Origin of the sequence: Pseudomonas sp. E45-MNA-CIBAN-0222, assembly GCF_040310405.1 — a bacterium.
Classification (GTDB): Bacteria; Pseudomonadota; Gammaproteobacteria; order Pseudomonadales; family Pseudomonadaceae; genus Stutzerimonas; species Stutzerimonas stutzeri_AC.
Genome location: NZ_JBEOPU010000007.1, coordinates 193,566 through 210,846 on the forward strand (window position 1 = coordinate 193,566; position 17,281 = coordinate 210,846).

Sequence of the window (17,281 nt, forward strand, 5' to 3'; positions counted from 1 at the left end):
GCAACTATCGAGAGCGATTCGAGACTGACGCCGCCGGCTAAAAGGCGGTCGGCGTCAGCTTCGACAGGCGGTCAGGTCTGCTGGTTGGCGGCCTGTAGTGCGGTGAGCGCGATGGTGAAGACGATGTCGTCTACCAGTGCGCCACGGGACAGGTCGTTAACCGGTTTAGCCAGACCTTGTAGCATCGGGCCGACGCTGAGGCAGTTGGCGTTACGCTGAACGGCCTTGTAGGTGGTGTTACCGGTGTTCAAGTCGGGGAAAATGAACACGGTAGCTTGCCCGGCCACCTTGCTGTTAGGCGCCTTCTGCTTGCCGACGCTGAGAACGGAGGCGGCGTCGTACTGCAGCGGACCGTCAATCGGCAGCGCTGGCGCACGCTCCTGAGCAATGCGAGTGGCTTCGGCGACCTTCTCGACCTCAGCACCGCTGCCGGAACTACCGGTGGAGTAGCTGATCATCGCGACACGCGGGCTCACGCCTAATGCCACAGCCGATTCGGCACTTTGCAGCGCAATCTCGGCCAGCTCGGTGGCGCTCGGGTTGGGGTTCACTGCGCAGTCACCATAGACCAGTACCTGATCCGGCAGCAGCATGAAGAACACCGATGAAACCAGGCTGTAGCCCGGTGCCGTCTTGATCAGCTGCAGAGCAGGGCGGATGGTGTTGGCAGTGGTGTGCACGGCACCGGAAACCAGGCCGTCGACCTCGTCTAGAGCCAGCATCATGGTGCCCAGAACTACGGTGTCCTTCAGTTGTTCACGTGCATCATCCGGCGTAAGGCCCTTGGCTTTACGCATCTCGCACATTGGCTCGACGTAGCGATTGGCGATGCTGTCCGGATCGAGAATCTCCAGGCTGGCCGGCAGCATGATGCCCTGCTCACGGGCGACCTGCTGGACTTCCTCCGGCTTGGCCAGCAGCACGCAGCGGGCGATGCCGCGCTCCTGGCAGATGGCGGCGGCGCGGATGGTGCGCGGCTCGTTGCCCTCGGGCAGCACGATGCGCTTGTTGGCATCCTGGGCGCGCTTGACCAGCTGGTAGCGGAAGGCGGCCGGCGACATGCGCAGCTCGCCGCGCGGCACGCTGTAGCGCGTGTGCAGAAACTCAGGGTGCAAGTGCTTGGCGATAAAGTCGGTTACGCGGGTAGCGCGTTCGATGTCGTCCGACGGGGTCTCCTTGTTCAGGCCGAACAAGTTGTTCGCCGTGTCGTAAGAGTTGGTCTGGACGGTCATCACCGGTAAGCCGCCGTCCAGCGCAGCCTTGCACAGCTCGAGGATGCGTGGATCCGGCGCGAAGTCACTGCACAGCAGCAGGCCGGCAAGCTTTTCACCGTTGAGCGAGGCGAGGCTGGCAGCGAGGATGATGTCGTCGCGATCTCCTGGGGTGACTACCAGAACGCCGGATTGCAGCAGCTGCACGGTGTTCGGAACGGCACGTGCGCACAGCACGATCTTGCCGACACGGCGCTGATCGGCCTCGCCAGCGTTGAGCACCTGGGCGCCAAGTAGTTCGGCGATGTCACGGGTGCGCAGTGCGTTGAGTTCTTCAGAGAAGGGGATCGCACCGAGCAACTGGAACTCGGCCCCGCCCAGCAGCGGCAGGTGTTGCTTCAGGCTGTCGATGTATGCCGGCAGACCTTCTTCGGTCTTGACCTTGTTGAGGATGACACCGAGTACCTTGGGATCCTTGGCGCCGCCGTATAGCTGGGCCTGGATCTCGATACGTTCGGCCAGACGCTTGAGGCTGTCACTGCCCTGGGCTGCGATCAGGATGACCTCGGCGTCCAGGCTCTTGGCCAGCTGAGTGTTAATGCGCTGGGTGTAGTTGGCTTCGCGGGTGGGCACCATGCCCTCGACGATGACCACGTCTTTGCCGACTGCAACCTGTTGATAGCGGCTGATCACGTCCTCGAGCAGCAGATCGATCTCGCCGTCGGCGAGCTGACGCTCAACCTGCTCCAGCGGCAGCGGCTCGGGAGAGGCCAGGTTGAGCGTGCGCTCGACCAGAATGCAGGAGCGCTCGCGGCCCTGGTCAACCGGGAAGGGTTGAGCAATTGGCTTGAAGAAGCCGACTTTCAGACCCGCGTTTTCAAGCGCGCGAATCAAGCCAAGGCTGATGGAATTGAGGCCGCCGCCGAAACCGGTAGGGGCGAGAAAGATTGTGTGCATGGCATCTCCTTGAGGACAGGGTGCTCGGGTAACGGTGCTGGGCGCCGGCAAGGCTAGGGCACTTGTGCCAGGGTGGAAACTGCCTGATTGCCGCGGCGCTCAAGTGCAGAGACCCGACTGCCTGAGGCTGTCGGGTCTCGGTGTGCCTGCATGCCTCTGCGGTCAGGCGTCCAGCAGGGCCAGCGTGTCGAGGGCGATTTGACGCTCCTCGTTGGTGGGAACCACCATGATGCGTGGGCTACCCTCGGCCTGGATTTCGCCGGCGACACCACGGGTGCAGCGGGCATTCGCCTCGGCGTCGAGTTTGAAGCCGAACAGCTTGAGGTGCTCCAGGGTCCGCTCACGCACGGCCGAAGAGTTCTCGCCGATACCACCGGTGAATACCAGGCCGTCCAGCTGCGGTAGGGCGCAGGCCATGGCCGACAGCGATTTGGCCAGGCGGTAGCAGAACACTTCGAAGGCCAGTACGGCGCCCGGATGCCCAGCGTTGCGGGCATCGGCCAGGGTGCGCATATCGTTGGACAGGCCGGACAGACCCTTCAGGCCGCTTTCCTTGTTGAGCATGTTGTCGATCTTGGCCAGATCCCAGCCCAGGGTCTTGTTCAGGAAGTTGTGCAGGCTCGGGTCGACATCGCCACTGCGGGTGCCCATCACCAGGCCTTCAAGCGGGGTCAGGCCCATGCTGGTGTCGCGGCTTTCGCCGTTGACTACTGCGCAGGTGGAGCAACCGTTGCCCAGGTGAGCAACCAGCCAGCTGCTGCTTTCAGGTGCCACGCCAGCCAGTTCGGCCGCGCGATTGCTGACGTAGCGATGGCTGGTGCCGTGGAAGCCGTAGCGACGTACGCCGTGTTCTTTGTAGAGCACTTCCGGCAAGGCGTAGCGGTACGCGTGCTCGGGCATGGTCTGGTGAAAGGCGGTATCAAACACGCCTACCTGCGGCAGCTCCGGGAACAGGTTGATGGCGGCATGGATGCCGCTGAGGTTGGCTGGATTGTGCAGGGGGGCCAGCTGGATGTTGGCTTCGATGCCGGCCAGGGTTTCGTCGTTGAGCAGCGAGGAGGCGAAGAACTTCTCACCGCCATGCACTACACGGTGACCGATGCCGTCCAGATGGCCGCCAGCGGCTTCTTCTACGCGTGGCAGGATCTTGGCGAGAGCAGCTTGATGATCGGCGTCGGGCACCTTGACACTTTCTTTGCCTGCCGCGCTTTCGAAGTGGATGACAGCCTCTGGGCTGCCAATGCACTCGGCCAGGCCTTGCAGCGGGAAAGTCGCTTGCGCTTCGTTGACCAGGGCGAACTTGATCGACGAGCTGCCACAGTTAATCACCAGGATGTTACGAGCCGACATCGGTGCTCCTTGGTTCTCTAATGTTATTGATATGGGTGCCAAAGATACTTTTCGCCGATTCTTGCACATCGGCCGTTAAAACGATGCCATCCGAAGGTTGTAGTCACACATTCGATGGCACTACATCTCGGCAAGCGCCGACGGGCGGCAGTGGTCCGTTCATCCATGGTCGGTTCGCATTCGGCGCAGTGGATGGTTAAACTTCGACATCCATTCTCTAAAGCAAAGGTTCTGCCCCATGCTGATTGCCGCTAACAAGGCTGTCTCCATCGACTACACACTCACCAACGACGCCGGTGAGGTGATCGACAGCTCGGCCGGCGGCGCGCCGCTGGTCTACCTGCACGGTGCAGGCAACATCATCCCTGGTCTGGAAAAAGCGCTCGAAGGCAAGCAGGGCGGTGACCAGCTTCAGGTTTCCATCGAGCCTCAGGACGCCTACGGCGAGTACAGCGCCGAACTGGTTGCCACGCTGAACCGCGCGATGTTCGAAGGTGTCGACGAGCTGGAAGTGGGCATGCAGTTCCACGCCTCCGGTCCTGACGGCGGCATGCAGATCGTCACCATTCGCGACGTGGAAGGTGATGATGTGATTGTCGACGGTAACCACCCGCTGGCCGGTCAGCGTCTGAACTTCGACGTCAAGGTCGTCAGCGTGCGCGAAGCCAGTGAAGAGGAAGTTGCTCACGGCCACGTTCACGGTGAAGGTGGTCACCACCACTGATCTCGATCGCCACTCAGGCGTTCGTGCGCACGGCGGCTGGAAGTCCACCGTGTTGAATGCAAGAAGAGCGCTCCGGTCGTTTGCCGGGGCGTTTTTTCGTTAGGAGAGATTTCATGAGCGCATTCCATCAATTGGTTTTGCCAGGTCTGAGCGGCGAGGAGTTGCCGCTGGCGCAGTTCGGCGATCAGATCACGCTGGTGGTCAATGTCGCGTCGCAATGTGGCCTGACACCGCAGTACGCCGGCCTTGAGCGCCTTCAGCAGCAGTACGGTCCCCGTGGCTTCAGCGTGCTGGCCGTCCCGTGCAACCAGTTCGCCGCGCAGGAGCCGGGCAGCGACGATGAGATTCGCTCTTTCTGCTCCCTCAACTATGGCGTCAGCTTTCCTCTGAGCGGCAAGCTCGAGGTCAACGGCCCGCAGCGTCATCCGTTGTATCGGCTACTGGCTGGCGAAGGTGCCGATTTCCCCGGCGACATCACCTGGAATTTCGAGAAGTTTCTGGTCGGCAAGGACGGCCGCGTGCTGGCTCGTTTCTCGCCGCGCACCGCGCCCGACGATGCCGCGCTCATTCAGGCAATTGAAACCGCCTTGGCCTGATCTGTACTCCTCGCGACCGCAGTTGCGGTCGCATCCTTTTCCCTCCGCGTAATCCTCCCCCCATCGTCGCCATGGTTGCCACTGGATAAGTGACATGGATGATGCTGTGCCGACGAGACGACCGGTCATATTCTCTGTACATGACCAGTCCAGCACGTAATGACAAACGCGACCTTATCCTGTCCCGAGGCGCTCAGGTAATGACCCGCCGTGGCTATCACGGCACTGGCGTGCAGGAGATTGTCCAGGCAGCCGGTATCCCCAAAGGCTCGTTCTACCACTACTTCGCCAGTAAGGAGGACTTTGCCCTGCAGGCGCTCGACTACATTTACGCGCCACGGTTGGAGCGCTATCAGGCGGCGCTGGGTAATTGCGCAATCTCCCCGCGGCAACGTGTCCTCGACTACTACGCCGATCTCGTTGCGCACTTTGCCCGCAAGGAAAGGCCCGAATATCACTGCTTTATCGGCAGTCTGAGTTTCGAGATGGCCGAGCTGTGCCCGCCCATCTCGAATCGGCTCAGCGAGATACTTGAGCAATCCGTCTATCTGCTCGCGACTTGTCTGGAGCAGGCGCGCAGCGCTGGCGAGATCGCCTCCGACTGCGATTGCCCAGCCCTCGCGGAATTCATAAGCAATGCCTGGGAAGGCGCGCTGCTGCGCATGAAAGTGAGCGGCAACATTGCGCCTTTGCAGGTGTTTTTTCAGCAGCTCGAACGCCTGTTGGCGCCGGCTGCAATAACATCGCCGGGGCATGAGCACCCGGTTGCCTTGATCAATGCCACAGGAGTCGATCGATGACCGCCAGCGTACAAGCCTTGTTCCAGCCCTTTGAGTTGGGTGCTCTCCGTTTGCCGACCCGTGTGGTCATGGCGCCGATGACCCGTTCGTTCTCGCCCAACGGTGTACCCACTGCCGATGTAGTCGAGTACTACCGCCGTCGCGCTGCCTCCGGAGTGGGGTTGATCATTACCGAAGGCACCACGGTCGGCCATGCCGCGGCTAACGGTTATCCCCATGTTCCGCGTTTCTACGGTGAAGATGCCCTGGCTGGCTGGAAGGATGTGGTTGATGCGGTGCATGCCGCTGGCGGCAAGATCGTTCCGCAGCTCTGGCACGTCGGTAATGTGCGCCGCAAGGGCACCGAGCCCGAGCCAGAGGTCGTCGGTTACGGCCCGATGGAGAAGCAGAAGGACGGTCAGGTCGTCGTCCATGGCATGACCAAGCAGGACATCCAGGATGTGGTCGAGGCGTTCTCCCAGGCTGCACGCGATGCCCAGGCGATCGGCATGGACGGCGTGGAAATCCACGGTGCCCACGGTTACTTGGTCGATCAGTTCTTCTGGGAGGGCAGCAACCAGCGCACCGACGAATACGGCGGCAGTTTGGCTAACCGCTCGCGCTTCGCCATCGAGCTGATCCAGGCCGTGCGTGCGGCGGTGGGGCCTGACTTCCCGATCATCTTCCGCTTCTCGCAATGGAAGCAGCAGGACTACACCGCGCGACTGGTGCAGTCGCCCGAAGAGCTCGGCGAGTTCCTGGCGCCGCTGTCGGCGGCCGGTGTGGACATCTTCCACTGTTCGACACGCCGATTCTGGGAGCCGGAGTTCGAGGGCTCCGAGCTCAATCTGGCCGGCTGGACGCGTCAGCTGACCAGTAAACCGACCATCACCGTAGGTAGTGTTGGCCTGGACGGCGAGTTCCTGCAGTTCATGGTCAAAACCGATAAGGTGGCTCAGCCGGCCAATATCGAAGGTCTGCTGGAGCGTTTGAACAAGCAGGAATTCGATCTGGTGGCAGTGGGGCGCGCATTGATCTGCGATCCAGACTGGGCGGTGAAGGTACGTGAAGGCCGAATGGAAGAGATTCTGCCGTTCAGTCGTGAGGCGTTGAAGACGCTGGCGTGAGTGATGGCGGCAGCCAGGGCAAATCTGGCTGCCGGTTTGCACGCTCTCGCGATGTAATGAGATGCAGGGCTGGCTGGCGGTTTCGGCTTACGGCAACCATCGAGTTGCCTGAAGGAAACCTCTCTGCCAGACGCCTGCAGACCCCGCTAGATAGCTATTCTTGGCGATCCAGCTGCCAATTGGGCCCACCTTCCCTTACCCAGAACAACGTAGCCCCCGCCACGGCCGCCGGCATGATCAACAGGTTCAGCACCGGTACCAGCAAAGCCGCATAGGTCACTGCACCAAAACTCAGGCTCTGCCAGCGACGCTTGCGCAGCCACCCCATCATGTCTGCCCAGCTCAGCTTGTTGTTGTCTGCCGGATAGTCGATGTATTGCACTGCCATCATCCACACGCCGAACAGCAGCCATAACGGCGCTGCGGCGAGGTTCAGCACCGGAATGAAGGACAGCACGAGCAGCGCCAGTGCGCGCGGCGCGAAATAGGCCAGCTTGCGAAGCTCGCGGCCAATGGTGCGCGGCAGCATGGCTAGCAGCTCGGCCCAGCTAAAGGGCGGCGCGGCATCTTCGCCGCGTACCACCACCTCGACCTTTTCTGCCAGGAAGCCGTTGAACGGTGCGGCGAGGATATTGGCCAGCATGGTGAACGTGAAGAACACCATCAGCACCACAAGCGCGACGAACAACGGCCAGAGAATGTACTCGAGAAACGCGAGCCAGGTGGGCAGGTTGGGCATGAAGGTATCGACCCAGCCGCTGAACTGGCCGACCGCAAACCAGATCAGGCCGAAGAACAGCAACACGTTGACCGTCAGCGGCAGAATCACGAACAGACGCAGCCCTGGGCTGAGCACCAGACGCAGGCCCTCGCGCAGGTACTGCGGGCCGGAGAGGGCGGATACGGGCATTGGCGTCTCCTGTAGAGGCGTTGATAGGCAAGGGGCCTGGCAGAGGGGATAGCCCATGACTATGGGCTACATGCAAAACCTGAATTATCCGCACCCGCGATAGGTGGGTAAGTTGGCATCCAATGGTTTTCGGGTCATCCGCTCCTTTCAGCCTTCCCCAAGTGCTTGGGATGACCCTTTTTACTTCCTCGCGGAGCCGGCGCGATCTCCGGCTCGGTCCTGCAGAGTAGAGCGCTATTGCTTGCGTTTGAGCGGCTGCTCATCGAAACGCACGCCGGGCAGCCCGGTATCCATCAGCGCGCGAATGTTGCGGTGATCGGTGCCGTTGGGGTTGGCCAGTACCGCTTGGTAGTGCTCGCCGAACGCGAGCAGCGCTTCTTCCGTCGTGAACCCTTCTAGCAGAGCGAGGCCCAGTGTCTTGCAGGAGCCTTCGTTCTCGCCGGCAGCGTTTTCCAGAGTGCCGTTGAAGAAGCGGCTCGGCTGATAGTCGTAGGCGCTCTCGATGAATGCCAGTGTTTCGCTGAATGCGTGGTTGCGATTGCGCAGGCTTGCGCGGAAGTCCTTCAGGTCGTTCATTCTTTCTGGGCCTTGTCGAAAGCGGCCTGCTGCTCGGCGGTCGCTTCCTTCTGATAGCGTTTCTTCCACTCGCTGTACGGCATGCCGTACACCTCTTCGCGGGCTTGGTCGATGCTGACTTCGATCTCCAGATCATCCGCGGCAGCCTTGTACCACTTCGACAGGCAGTTGCGGCAGAAGCCGGCCAGGTTCATCAGGTCGATGTTCTGCGCATCGGGGCGGGTGCGAAGGTGCTGGACCAGGCGGCGGAAGGCAGCAGCTTCCAGTTCGGTGCGTTCTTGATCATTCATCTTTTGGGTCTCGGCGTTGGCTGAGGTCGGCCGGATCATAACCTTGCGTCGTTGAGCCGGCCAGCCTTGCGCAGGGTCAATCCCGATGCGCTGCCAGGGTGATCGATACGGACTCGGCGAAGCGCAGCGCGTGGGGTTTGTCGACTTCCACTTCGGCGTAGCGCACCTGTGGGTAGCGCATCACCAGGTCAAGGATTTCCTGGGTCAGCCGCTCGAGCAGGGCGAAGCGGTTGTCTTCGACGTGCTGAATGATCGCCTTGGTGATGGTGCGGTAGTTCAGCGCCTGTTCGATGTCGTTCTCGCGCACCGCTTCTGCGGCGGGATAGAGCATCGTCAGGTTGATCAGTACGTCCTGGCGGTTGAGGATCTCCTCTTCCTTGATGCCGATGTAGGTGCGCAGCCGCAGGTCCTTGACGCGGATGCGAGCCATCGCGGGTTCCAGTCTGGGCATGGGGACTCCTTGCAGTCTTCAGATCAGGTGGCGGCCGCCGTTCACGGTCAGTGTGGTGCCGGTGACATAAGGGTTGTCGAGCAGGTAACGCAGACTTTGGTAGATCACCTCCGCACCGGGCTCGATGCCCAGCGCGGACTTGGCCAGTGCCTTGCGGCGATATTCGGCGGCGTCCTCCGGGTTGAACTGGATCAGCGCCGGGGCAATGCCGTTGACCTTGATCGCCGGCGCGAGGCTGGCGGCAAAGGACAGCGTCAGGTTGTCCAGGCCCGCTTTGCTCGCAGCATAGGCGATGTGCTTCTTGCTGCCCTTGCGGGTCACGTCGTCGCCGATGTGCACGATGTCCGCTGGGCCGCCGTGGCGCAGCAGTTCGGCGCAGTGCAGATTGATCAGATAAGGCGCGAGCATATGCACCTGGAACAGTTGGCGGAACGCCTCGGCTTCCTGTCCTGGGGTATCCGGGCGCCATTCGGAGGCGTTGTGCACGATGGCCCGCAGGCAGTCGGTCCGCTGCTTGAGCACGCTGATAAAGGTGGTGATGCCGGTTTCGTCGCTGAAGTCTGCCTGCAATGCCTGTGCGCCCAAGGCGCGAAGCCGGTCGATGCTGTCGCGTTCGCGACGGTAGGTAAGGATGACCGGAAAGCCGTCTTCCAGCAGTCGCTCGGCACAATGCAGCCCGATCCGCTGGCTGGCTCCGGTGATGAGAATCGGCGCCTGATGCATGAAAATCCACTGCCTGAAATGGGCGGACCGCCCACACATTGAGGCGGTCGCTACAGGCGTGGCAGCTTACACCAGATCGGCTGGCAGCTCCGGCTGCAAATCAGGGTGCAGGCGCTGGTGCTGGCGATAGAGGAAGGAGCGGATCCGCTCGGCATCCTTTTCCTGGGTGAACTCCACTTCGTACGCGGCTCGTCCGCCGGTCAGCTCGCGGACGCGATGGGCGTCGATCTCCAGCGGGCTGTCATCGGGCAGCGCCAGGCGCAGGTGGAAGTGCTTGGGTGGTTTGCGATGTCCGCCGGCATCCACCAGCAAACCGTGCGGAGACAGCTCGTGCACGCTGAGCGAGCTTTCACCGCCATCGTTTTCCAGCAGAGGGAGCGGCTGGTCCAAATGCAGGCGCCAGGCACGCGTAGTTGGTCCGCGTTCGTAGATCACCGGCGGGGCCAGCTGTAGGTCGAGGCTGTGTAGTTCGTCTTCCCGGAGCTGCAGCGGAAAGGACATGCGGAAATCCTCGAACTCCGCCTGCAACGACAGATTGGCGCGAGCGGCCAGCTGCATCAGCAGTTCGTTGGATTGCGCTCCGCCGTCGATCCGAAAGCCTGTCGTGCGCTCGGCGCTGGTGCTGCCGTTGCGCTGCATCAACTTGCGGATGAAGGTCAGTTCGTCTTTGCTGAGAATCGTCTCTTCCGCCATGCGGATACCCTCGGAGGGACAGTGCCCTCCACGTTTGGCGTCGCGGGGTGGGGCCGCTACACGCCTGCAACCGGTATGGTCGCGATGGGGCAATCGGCCCTATGACAAATGGGCTCGATAGTGGTTCCGCAGGCTGCACGTTTTCTGGATGGACGGCTTCGCCTGAGCAGGGTGTGCCGACCAGACTTGGCGATTGCGGCATAATGCGCAGCTTTGATTGCCTCGGAGCGCACATGAAAGTCGCCATTCTTTCCGGGAGCGTCTACGGCACCGCCGAAGATGTCGCCCGTCACGCCGAACACCAGCTGAAAGCCGCCGGTTTCGAAACCTGGCACGATCCCCGCGCCCAGCTGCCACAGATTCTCGATTTCGCCCCCGAAGCGCTGCTGGTCGTGACCTCGACCACCGGCATGGGGGAGCTGCCGGACAGCTTTATTCCGTTGTACTCGGCAATTCGCGATCAGTTTCCCGCCTGGAGCGGTTTGCCCGGAGGCGTCATCGCCCTTGGCGATGCCAGCTACGGCGACACCTTCTGTGGTGGCGGCGAGCTGATTCGTGAGCTCTATGCCGAGCTGGGCGTGCGAGAAGTCGTGGAGATGCTGCGCCTCGATGCCAGCGAGACGGTGACGCCGGAAAGCGATGCCGAACCATGGCTGGAAGCCTTCGCGGCGGCCTTGCGTGCCTGAGTGGCTCGCCGGGTCAGCGGCCTGGCTGCAAGAGCAACTGCCTGGCCATTAGCGGCTGGCTAGAATCCAGGGCATCTTCACGACAATAACAAGAGGTGCCCTCGATGACTGCGCTGCACGCTTTGCCTTCTTTGGAAACCCAAGTGAGCCCTGCCGAGTGGCAGGCGCGGGTCGATCTGGCCGCCTGTTACCGGCTGGTCGCGCTGCATGGCTGGGATGATCTGATCTTCACGCACATCTCGGCCAAGATTCCCGAAACCGATCATTTTCTGATCAATCCGTACGGACTGATGTTTCACGAAATCACCGCGTCCAGCCTGGTCAAGGTCGATCTGGGCGGCAACAAGGTGATGGACAGCCCGTACGAGATCAATCCCGCCGGTTACACCATCCACAGTGCTGTGCATGAGGTTCGCCATGACGTCGCCTGCGTCATGCACACTCACACCGCCGCCGGGGTGGCAGTCTCGGCCCAGCGCCAGGGCGTGCTGCCCATCAGTCAGCAGTCGTTGTTCGTGTTGGCCAGCCTTTCGACCCATGGCTATGAAGGAGTGGCGCTGAATCACGACGAGAAGGCGCGCCTGCAGGCCGATCTGGGCGAGACCGCGTTCATGCTGCTGCACAACCACGGTTTGCTGACCTGCGGTAGCAGCATCGCCGATACCTTTCTGATGATGTTCATCTTCCAGCGCGCCTGTGAAATCCAGGTCATGGCGCAGGCCGGTGGTAGCGAGCTGATCGCCATTCCGGAGCAGATTCTGGCCGGTGCGAAGGCCATGGCAGCGGGCGTGACCCGCACTCGCTCGGGCATGGGCGGTGCGCTGGCATGGCCCGGTCTGTTGCGCAAGCTGGATGCGCAAAGCCCGGGCTATGCGCAGTGATACGGGGCGTTCGCGCTACATCGCCGCCTTGGCGAACTGCTGCAGCTGCGGATAGAAGTGGCGGAAGTCCTCGAGCAGCGGGTCGTATAGCTGTTCCAGTTCTTCCAGGCCGCCGGCCAGGCCACCCGGCCGGCTCAGGCGACGGCCCATGTTCGCCAGCACCCTGCCCAGTACCTCGAATTCACGGTAACTACCGAGCCAGTCGTGTGCCGCCATGTGCGGTGCGATCACGGCGAGCTTGCCGGGCAGCTCGGGCTCTTCGTTCAACGCCCGGTAAGCCCGTTGGGTAAACAGGTCCAGCGGTTCGCCGGAGTAGTCCGCCCAGTTCGCAGCCAGGCAATGATCGAAGAACAGGTCCAGCAGTATCCCGGCATAGCGGCGACGCTCGCTGGGAAAGCGCGCTTTGGCCTGCAGCACCAGCGGATGGCTGTCGGTGAAGGCATCGATCTGCCGATGCAGACGGATGCCTGCTTCGATCTGCGCCGGCCAGCGACCTTGGAGTGGGCCTTTGACGAAGTCCCCGTAAAGACTGCCGAGCATGTCCGCGGGGCTGGGGCCGCCAAGATGAAGATGAGCGAGATAGTTCATGGGCGAAGCTTAGCGCAGCCTCGACAGGAGGTCGCTATGCGGCCTCGCGCGCGGCCTCCTGCGCCTCCCCAGACAGTGCGCGCTCGATGGCCCGCTGTGCTTGCTCGGCGAGAGCCCTGCGACTGAGTGAGGCAACGGGTATCGGCGCCAACAGATGGATTTCTACTTCTGCCAGGTCACTGACCAACAGCCTGCGCAAATGCGCGGGCAGCTCGTCGTCGCCAATGAAGGGGGCCAAGGTGTCGGGCTTGCCGTTGCGCGTATAGCGGATCGCCACGGGTTGAACGGCGCAGCCGGCCTCTATCGCGCAGGCGAACAGCCGGGAGTGGAAGGTGCGCACGCTGTTGCCGTCGGTCGAGGTGCCCTCAGGGAAGATCAGCAGGTGGCGGCCCTGGGTGAGGTGATTGGTCAGTTGCTGATTAATCTGCGCGGCATCGCCGGCGCCGCGGCGGATGAACAGCGTGCCAGCTTGGCGTGCCAGCCAGCCAAGCACGGGCCAGCGTGCGACTTCTGCCTTGGCCAGGAACGACAGCGGCCGCAGCATTCCCAGCAACGGGATATCGCACCAGGACACATGATTGGCGACCCAGAGCGTTGGCTGCGCTGGCAGCTCGCCAATGATGCTTACGCGATACGGCAGCGCGGCGGCCAGGCGAACCATGAACCAGCGCGTCAGCTGTTGCCTGCGTCGCAGGGAGGCACGTAGCGCGAGGCGCTCGCCGAGACCCAGTGCGGCCGCCAACAGCAACCCCAGCAGGATCACCGCGGCGACCCGCAGCAAGCGCCAGTACAGGCGCAACCGCGTCATCTATACCGCCGCCTTGAAGTGGCGAGCGTAGCGCGGGCACAGCTCCTCGCGCTTGAGCAGGATGAATATGTCGGCAACCTGAAAATCTGGGTCCCAGCAGGGTTCTCCACAGATCTTCGCGCCGAGGCGCATATAGGCTTTGAGCAGCGGTGGTAGCTGGGCAGTGACGTTGTCCGGCAGCTCCAGTTCGGGAAGTGGCGTTCGCGGCTCAGCGTGCAGCAGTTCGGTGCTCAGGTGGCTGTCGCGCAATCGCTGCATGATCGCTAGGGCCTGGATGCCACCGTCGCGCATCGGGATGCTCGCGCACCCCATAAGGTAGCGATAGCCACCCTGGTTGAGCACCTCGGCCAGTTCGCTCCACAGTACTGCGATGGTTGCACCACTGCGATAAGCCGGGGCTACGCAGGTACGGCCGATCTCCAGCACCGGCTCGTTGATGTCCGCCAGGCCATGCAGGGCAAACTCCCCCTCGCTATAGAATCGCCCGAGCTGCTTCGCAGTGAGGTGATCGAGCAGGCGGGTGGTGGCGACCAGCTCTCCACTTGCCAGATCACGTACACCGATATGCCGGCAGTGAATGTCGAAATCGTCCATGTCCAGCCCGAGCTCGGCGCCATTGAGCTGGGCGTCGAATTCACTGCTGAACACCCGATAGCGCAAGGACTGGGCTTCGCGGAGGGCCCGTTCGCCTTCCAGGCGTTCGGCTCGAAGTTGACGCGTGCTGCGTGGATCGACGATGGCATTCATGCTCTGTCTCCTTGTCCGCCGGGGCAGTGGCGGGTTGGCGATGCAACGCGAGCGTCTGGTTGTTATCGTTGGGCTCGACGGGTTTGGCGTGATCAGGCTAGGAGCGGCGCATGTCGCCACTGTGACGTTCGGATGATGGTTGGATGACGGCTCGAGCCTGTGGCCAGTGATTGCAGAACCTTTGGAGATGAAGATGCCCTGGAAACGATTGATCGGTCCGCTACAGCCAGTTGCCGCGACCTCCGGGCTGCGCGACTGGTACCGGGACGTGTGTAACGGCGCTCCCAGTACGGATGCGTTCAGCCAAGCGGTCTACGGCGGCCGGCTGGCGACCACGCCGGGGCTGGCCTTTCTCGCTGGATACCAGGCAGCCTTGCGGGCGCTCTGGCCGGATGCGCCGCCCGGGCTCGGTGCGTTATGCACGACGGAGCGGCGCAAGTTGCGGCCGGCCGACATGACGAGCCGTTGCGAGAACGGCCAGCTCACTGGCAGCAAGGATTTCGTGACGGCGGGCGACGCGGCGCAATGGCTGCTCGTTTCGGCCCGGGAGGAGGGGGCCGGTGAGTCACCGCGCCTCGGCCTGTTCGTCGTCGAGCCGTCCGGTGCCGGCGTGTCACTGGTGGCTGGGCCGGATCTGCCGATCGTGCCGGATATCGCGCATGGCAGATTGAGCCTTGAGCAGGCTGCTGGGCGGCGCCTGCCTGGTGACGGCTGGAGCGAATACGTCAAACCGTTCCGCACCCACGAAGATCTTCATGTGCTGGCGGCGCTGACTGCCTGGCTCTACGGCATCGCGTTGCCGGAACAGTGGCCGCGGCCTCTGGCACTGCGCCTGCTCGGCGTTCTTGCGGCCGCAGCCGAGGTCGCGCGACAGCCCGCCAATGAGCCGGCCACCCATCTGCTGCTGGCTGCGTTGCTTGAGCAGTTCGCCGCGTTGCAGCCTGAGGTGGACCGTGCGTTGATGGAGTCGCAGGGCTCCTGGAATGCGATGTGGAAACGTGATCGGGCAGTGCTGGGCATTGCGCGCGACGCCCAGACACGGCGCCTGGAGCAGGCTATTACTGCGCTAGCGCCCGGATGTTCTTAGTGCCGTTGTGTATTGGATGCACGCTTGGCAACGGTTGGGAACTCTGCCCCGGCGATCCTGGCCTATAGAGGATCGTGTTTTACTGCCAACCAGCTGCTGCTGAGCGTTCACGGCCTTGCCTTGCCTTACGGAAGGGGCTGGGTAAGCTAGCACGTGGTCCATTTGCCGCCTTGGGTGAGTGTGCCAGCTTGCCGTCGCGCATCGGGATGCCGATCAGAAAAAGGGATTTCATGTCAGTTCGCTGTTTGTCTTGTTCAATGCCTCGCAGGCCTGCGTCTATCGTTGCCCAGGGAGATGCCCTGTGATGCTGGCCGGCTCCGTTTTCCCTTGGCGCAGCGACAACCACTTCCGCCTGTTGATAGATGGTCCGCAGTTCTTTCCGGCCATGTTCGATGCGATCGAGCGCGCCGAGCGCCGTGTGGATCTGGAACTCTACCTGGTTGAGGACGGGCATTGCCTCGAGCGAATGCTCGAGCCCTTACTGCGCGCGGCGTCACGCGGTGTCCGAGTGCGCTGCCTGTTCGACGGCTTCGGTTGCCTCAAGATGAGCCAGGCCAGCCGTGATCGCATCACTGGTGCGGGCATCGAGCTGCGCCTCTACAACCCGCTTTCACTACGGCTGAAGCTGCGTAATCTGCACCGTGACCATCGCAAGTTGCTGCTGGTGGACGGCTGTATCGGCTATGTCGGAGGCACGGGCGTCACGGACGAGTTCTGGAATCCACTTGAGCCCGCCGTGCATTGGCACGAGGTGATGGTCGAGATGTCCGGCCCGCTGCTGCAGGATTGGCAAGAACTGTTCGACACCCAATGGGTGCATTGCCTGAAGCGGCGAATCTGGCAGCTACCCTTGCCGAGTGTTGCGCCACGTATTCCGCTGCTACCCAGTGGTTCGGGCTTTGGGCGGGTCGCCTATTCGGCGGCACGCCAGCATCGCGACATACTGCATAGCTTGCTGCGCAACCTGAGGCGCGCGCAGACCCGCATCTGGCTGGCGACGCCGTATTTCCTGCCAACCGGCAAGGTGCGGCGAGCGCTGATCCGTGCGGCACGCCGTGGGGTGGACGTACGGTTGCTCTTGACCAGTCGCAATACCGATCACCCGCCGGTGCGCTACGCCGGGCAGCGTTTCTATCCACGGCTGCTGCGTGCCGGCGTGCGAATCCATGAATATCAGCCACACTTTTCCCACCTGAAAATGGTGCTGGTTGACGACTGGGTCAGCGTCGGCTCTTGCAACTTCGATCACTGGAACCTGCGCTGGAATCTGGAAGCCAATCTCGAGGCCATCGATGCTGCGTTGAGTGCCCAGGTAAAGGCATGCTTCGAGCGCGATTTTCAGGACAGTATCGAAATCGACATTAAAAGCTGGTACGCCAGACCGCTGCACCTGCGCCTCTACCAGCGCATGTGGGGCTGGCTGGACCGGCTGCTGGTAAACATCTTCAACCGCGGTGGCTGAAGCCGCCGCGTCACGGAGCATTGCTCCAAACCCGCGCGAAGAGGACGATCCAATGGCGGCGAAGAACATTTTGATGCTGGTGGGTGATTACGCCGAAGACTACGAAACCATGGTGCCTTTCCAGGCCCTGCAGATGGTTGGCCATCGCGTGCATGCCGTGTGCCCGGACAAGAAGGCCGGCGACAGCGTGCGCACCGCGATTCACGATTTCGAGGGCGACCAGACCTACAGCGAGAAGCCGGGTCATAACTTCGCGCTGAACTTCGACTTCGACGCAGTGCGTGCCGAAGATTACGACGCACTGGTCATTCCCGGTGGTCGAGCGCCCGAGTACCTGCGTTTGAACGAGCAGGTGCTGGCGCTGGTGCGTGCTTTCGATGAGGCCAAAAAGCCGATCGCGGCCGTTTGTCATGGTGCACAGCTACTCGCCGCTGCGGGCGTACTCAAGGACCGCGCGTGCAGCGCATACCCGGCCTGTGCGCCGGAAGTGAAGCTGGCTGGTGGGGAGTACGTCGATATTCCGGTGGACCAGGCGCATACCGATGGCAACCTGGTCAGTGCCCCGGCTTGGCCGGCCCATCCTGCCTGGCTGGCGGCATTCCTCGAAGTGCTGGGTACCCGCATCAGCCTGTAAT

At 62.3% G+C, this 17,281-nt stretch carries 20 protein-coding genes; 9 read left to right on the forward strand and 11 right to left on the reverse strand.

The genetic code is table 11. The features are described 5' to 3' along the window. Window positions 1-71: 71 nt before the first annotated feature. Window positions 72-2,168, reverse strand: a complete 2,097-nt coding sequence (pta, locus tag AAEZ08_RS12800; protein ID WP_500124416.1) for a phosphate acetyltransferase — start codon at window positions 2,166-2,168, stop codon at window positions 72-74. A gap of 162 nt (window positions 2,169-2,330) precedes the next feature. Next, window positions 2,331-3,518, reverse strand: coding sequence for an acetate kinase (locus AAEZ08_RS12805; RefSeq protein ID WP_003285870.1), 1,188 nt, complete (start codon window positions 3,516-3,518; stop codon window positions 2,331-2,333). Between the two features lie 238 nt (window positions 3,519-3,756). On the opposite strand from AAEZ08_RS12805, the gene AAEZ08_RS12810 reads away from it, so the two are divergent. The 4 genes from AAEZ08_RS12810 (at window position 3,757) to AAEZ08_RS12825 (ending at window position 6,744) form a co-directional block, all read left to right on the forward strand. Then, window positions 3,757-4,242 (forward strand): FKBP-type peptidyl-prolyl cis-trans isomerase, encoded by a 486-nt coding sequence (locus AAEZ08_RS12810; RefSeq protein ID WP_003285872.1) that lies wholly within the window; start codon window positions 3,757-3,759, stop codon window positions 4,240-4,242. A gap of 113 nt (window positions 4,243-4,355) precedes the next feature. Next, window positions 4,356-4,838 (forward strand): glutathione peroxidase, encoded by a 483-nt coding sequence (locus tag AAEZ08_RS12815; protein WP_003285873.1) that lies wholly within the window; start codon window positions 4,356-4,358, stop codon window positions 4,836-4,838. A gap of 140 nt (window positions 4,839-4,978) precedes the next feature. Beyond that, complete coding sequence (locus AAEZ08_RS12820; protein WP_500124417.1) at window positions 4,979-5,638, forward strand: TetR/AcrR family transcriptional regulator; 660 nt, start codon at window positions 4,979-4,981, stop codon at window positions 5,636-5,638. Then, on the forward strand, window positions 5,635-6,744 hold the full coding sequence (locus AAEZ08_RS12825; protein ID WP_003285876.1) for an NADH:flavin oxidoreductase: 1,110 nt from the start codon (window positions 5,635-5,637) through the stop codon (window positions 6,742-6,744). The genes AAEZ08_RS12820 and AAEZ08_RS12825 overlap by 4 nt, the downstream gene beginning before the upstream one ends. Window positions 6,745-6,898: 154 nt before the next feature. Here the strand turns inward: AAEZ08_RS12825 and cysZ are convergent, their stop codons facing one another. The 6 genes from cysZ to AAEZ08_RS12855 all read right to left on the reverse strand — a co-directional run bounded on the left by cysZ (window position 6,899) and on the right by AAEZ08_RS12855 (window position 10,387). Then, window positions 6,899-7,654 carry a sulfate transporter CysZ gene (cysZ, locus tag AAEZ08_RS12830; protein WP_003285878.1) on the reverse strand — a complete coding sequence of 252 codons (756 nt, stop codon included), beginning with the start codon at window positions 7,652-7,654 and terminating at the stop codon, window positions 6,899-6,901. 234 nt (window positions 7,655-7,888) lie between these two features. Continuing rightward, window positions 7,889-8,230, reverse strand: a complete 342-nt coding sequence (locus tag AAEZ08_RS12835; protein WP_003285879.1) for a HopJ type III effector protein — start codon at window positions 8,228-8,230, stop codon at window positions 7,889-7,891. Beyond that, window positions 8,227-8,520: a DUF1244 domain-containing protein gene (locus tag AAEZ08_RS12840; protein ID WP_003285880.1), complete on the reverse strand. Its 294-nt coding sequence runs from the start codon at window positions 8,518-8,520 to the stop codon at window positions 8,227-8,229. Before AAEZ08_RS12840 ends, AAEZ08_RS12835 begins: the two co-directional genes overlap by 4 nt. A gap of 76 nt (window positions 8,521-8,596) precedes the next feature. Next, on the reverse strand, window positions 8,597-8,971 hold the full coding sequence (gene folX / locus AAEZ08_RS12845; protein ID WP_003285881.1) for a dihydroneopterin triphosphate 2'-epimerase: 375 nt from the start codon (window positions 8,969-8,971) through the stop codon (window positions 8,597-8,599). An 18-nt stretch (window positions 8,972-8,989) separates the two neighbouring features. After that, entirely contained in the window at window positions 8,990-9,694 is a 705-nt protein-coding gene (gene folM / locus AAEZ08_RS12850; RefSeq protein ID WP_500124418.1) for a dihydromonapterin reductase, read from the reverse strand. A gap of 66 nt (window positions 9,695-9,760) precedes the next feature. After that, window positions 9,761-10,387, reverse strand: coding sequence for a PilZ domain-containing protein (locus tag AAEZ08_RS12855; RefSeq protein ID WP_102820634.1), 627 nt, complete (start codon window positions 10,385-10,387; stop codon window positions 9,761-9,763). Between the two features lie 233 nt (window positions 10,388-10,620). Between AAEZ08_RS12855 and AAEZ08_RS12860 the strand changes: the two genes are divergently transcribed. Both AAEZ08_RS12860 and AAEZ08_RS12865 read left to right on the forward strand, forming a co-directional pair. Continuing rightward, window positions 10,621-11,073 (forward strand): flavodoxin, encoded by a 453-nt coding sequence (locus AAEZ08_RS12860; RefSeq protein WP_500124420.1) that lies wholly within the window; start codon window positions 10,621-10,623, stop codon window positions 11,071-11,073. Window positions 11,074-11,177: 104 nt separating this feature from the next. Beyond that, a complete protein-coding gene (locus AAEZ08_RS12865; protein ID WP_483030912.1) occupies window positions 11,178-11,954 on the forward strand; it encodes a class II aldolase/adducin family protein in 777 nt (258 codons plus the stop codon). A gap of 15 nt (window positions 11,955-11,969) precedes the next feature. On the opposite strand, the gene AAEZ08_RS12870 is transcribed toward AAEZ08_RS12865, so the two are convergent. The 3 genes from AAEZ08_RS12870 to olsB are packed head-to-tail and all read right to left on the reverse strand — an operon-like array spanning window position 11,970 to window position 14,097. Next, window positions 11,970-12,542 (reverse strand): acyl carrier protein phosphodiesterase, encoded by a 573-nt coding sequence (locus AAEZ08_RS12870; RefSeq protein ID WP_500124421.1) that lies wholly within the window; start codon window positions 12,540-12,542, stop codon window positions 11,970-11,972. 34 nt (window positions 12,543-12,576) lie between these two features. Continuing rightward, the gene (locus tag AAEZ08_RS12875; protein WP_500124422.1) at window positions 12,577-13,350 is read right to left on the reverse strand and encodes a lysophospholipid acyltransferase family protein; all 774 of its coding nucleotides are present in this window, start codon (window positions 13,348-13,350) and stop codon (window positions 12,577-12,579) included. Then, window positions 13,351-14,097, reverse strand: coding sequence for an L-ornithine N(alpha)-acyltransferase (gene olsB / locus AAEZ08_RS12880; RefSeq protein WP_003285891.1), 747 nt, complete (start codon window positions 14,095-14,097; stop codon window positions 13,351-13,353). A 187-nt stretch (window positions 14,098-14,284) separates the two neighbouring features. Between olsB and AAEZ08_RS12885 the strand changes: the two genes are divergently transcribed. From AAEZ08_RS12885 to AAEZ08_RS12895, 3 genes are all read left to right on the forward strand, one after another. Further along, window positions 14,285-15,184 (forward strand): acyl-CoA dehydrogenase middle domain-containing protein, encoded by a 900-nt coding sequence (locus tag AAEZ08_RS12885; protein WP_500124423.1) that lies wholly within the window; start codon window positions 14,285-14,287, stop codon window positions 15,182-15,184. Between the two features lie 304 nt (window positions 15,185-15,488). After that, a complete protein-coding gene (locus AAEZ08_RS12890; RefSeq protein WP_500124463.1) occupies window positions 15,489-16,646 on the forward strand; it encodes a phospholipase D-like domain-containing protein in 1,158 nt (385 codons plus the stop codon). A 52-nt stretch (window positions 16,647-16,698) separates the two neighbouring features. Beyond that, window positions 16,699-17,280 (forward strand): DJ-1/PfpI family protein, encoded by a 582-nt coding sequence (locus tag AAEZ08_RS12895; protein ID WP_500124424.1) that lies wholly within the window; start codon window positions 16,699-16,701, stop codon window positions 17,278-17,280. The last annotated feature ends 1 nt before the right edge of the window (window position 17,281 follow it).

Excerpts from the sequence above, each read along its gene's own strand:
- cysZ (WP_003285878.1), bottom strand. The coding sequence starts at position 7,654 with ATGCCCGTATCCGCCCTCTCCGGCCCGCAGTACCTGCGCGAGGGCCTG.
- AAEZ08_RS12890 (WP_500124463.1), top strand. The coding sequence starts at position 15,489 with ATGCTGGCCGGCTCCGTTTTCCCTTGGCGCAGCGACAACCACTTCCGC.
- folX (WP_003285881.1), bottom strand. The coding sequence starts at position 8,971 with ATGCCCAGACTGGAACCCGCGATGGCTCGCATCCGCGTCAAGGACCTG.
- AAEZ08_RS12820 (WP_500124417.1), top strand. The coding sequence starts at position 4,979 with ATGACCAGTCCAGCACGTAATGACAAACGCGACCTTATCCTGTCCCGA.
- AAEZ08_RS12825 (WP_003285876.1), top strand. The coding sequence starts at position 5,635 with ATGACCGCCAGCGTACAAGCCTTGTTCCAGCCCTTTGAGTTGGGTGCT.
- AAEZ08_RS12835 (WP_003285879.1), bottom strand. The coding sequence starts at position 8,230 with ATGAACGACCTGAAGGACTTCCGCGCAAGCCTGCGCAATCGCAACCAC.
- olsB (WP_003285891.1), bottom strand. The coding sequence starts at position 14,097 with ATGAATGCCATCGTCGATCCACGCAGCACGCGTCAACTTCGAGCCGAA.
- AAEZ08_RS12875 (WP_500124422.1), bottom strand. The coding sequence starts at position 13,350 with ATGACGCGGTTGCGCCTGTACTGGCGCTTGCTGCGGGTCGCCGCGGTG.
- AAEZ08_RS12815 (WP_003285873.1), top strand. The coding sequence starts at position 4,356 with ATGAGCGCATTCCATCAATTGGTTTTGCCAGGTCTGAGCGGCGAGGAG.
- AAEZ08_RS12865 (WP_483030912.1), top strand. The coding sequence starts at position 11,178 with ATGACTGCGCTGCACGCTTTGCCTTCTTTGGAAACCCAAGTGAGCCCT.
- pta (WP_500124416.1), bottom strand. The coding sequence starts at position 2,168 with ATGCACACAATCTTTCTCGCCCCTACCGGTTTCGGCGGCGGCCTCAAT.
- AAEZ08_RS12860 (WP_500124420.1), top strand. The coding sequence starts at position 10,621 with ATGAAAGTCGCCATTCTTTCCGGGAGCGTCTACGGCACCGCCGAAGAT.
- AAEZ08_RS12870 (WP_500124421.1), bottom strand. The coding sequence starts at position 12,542 with ATGAACTATCTCGCTCATCTTCATCTTGGCGGCCCCAGCCCCGCGGAC.
- AAEZ08_RS12840 (WP_003285880.1), bottom strand. The coding sequence starts at position 8,520 with ATGAATGATCAAGAACGCACCGAACTGGAAGCTGCTGCCTTCCGCCGC.
- AAEZ08_RS12895 (WP_500124424.1), top strand. The coding sequence starts at position 16,699 with ATGGCGGCGAAGAACATTTTGATGCTGGTGGGTGATTACGCCGAAGAC.
- folM (WP_500124418.1), bottom strand. The coding sequence starts at position 9,694 with ATGCATCAGGCGCCGATTCTCATCACCGGAGCCAGCCAGCGGATCGGG.
- AAEZ08_RS12810 (WP_003285872.1), top strand. The coding sequence starts at position 3,757 with ATGCTGATTGCCGCTAACAAGGCTGTCTCCATCGACTACACACTCACC.
- AAEZ08_RS12885 (WP_500124423.1), top strand. The coding sequence starts at position 14,285 with ATGAAGATGCCCTGGAAACGATTGATCGGTCCGCTACAGCCAGTTGCC.
- AAEZ08_RS12805 (WP_003285870.1), bottom strand. The coding sequence starts at position 3,518 with ATGTCGGCTCGTAACATCCTGGTGATTAACTGTGGCAGCTCGTCGATC.
- AAEZ08_RS12855 (WP_102820634.1), bottom strand. The coding sequence starts at position 10,387 with ATGGCGGAAGAGACGATTCTCAGCAAAGACGAACTGACCTTCATCCGC.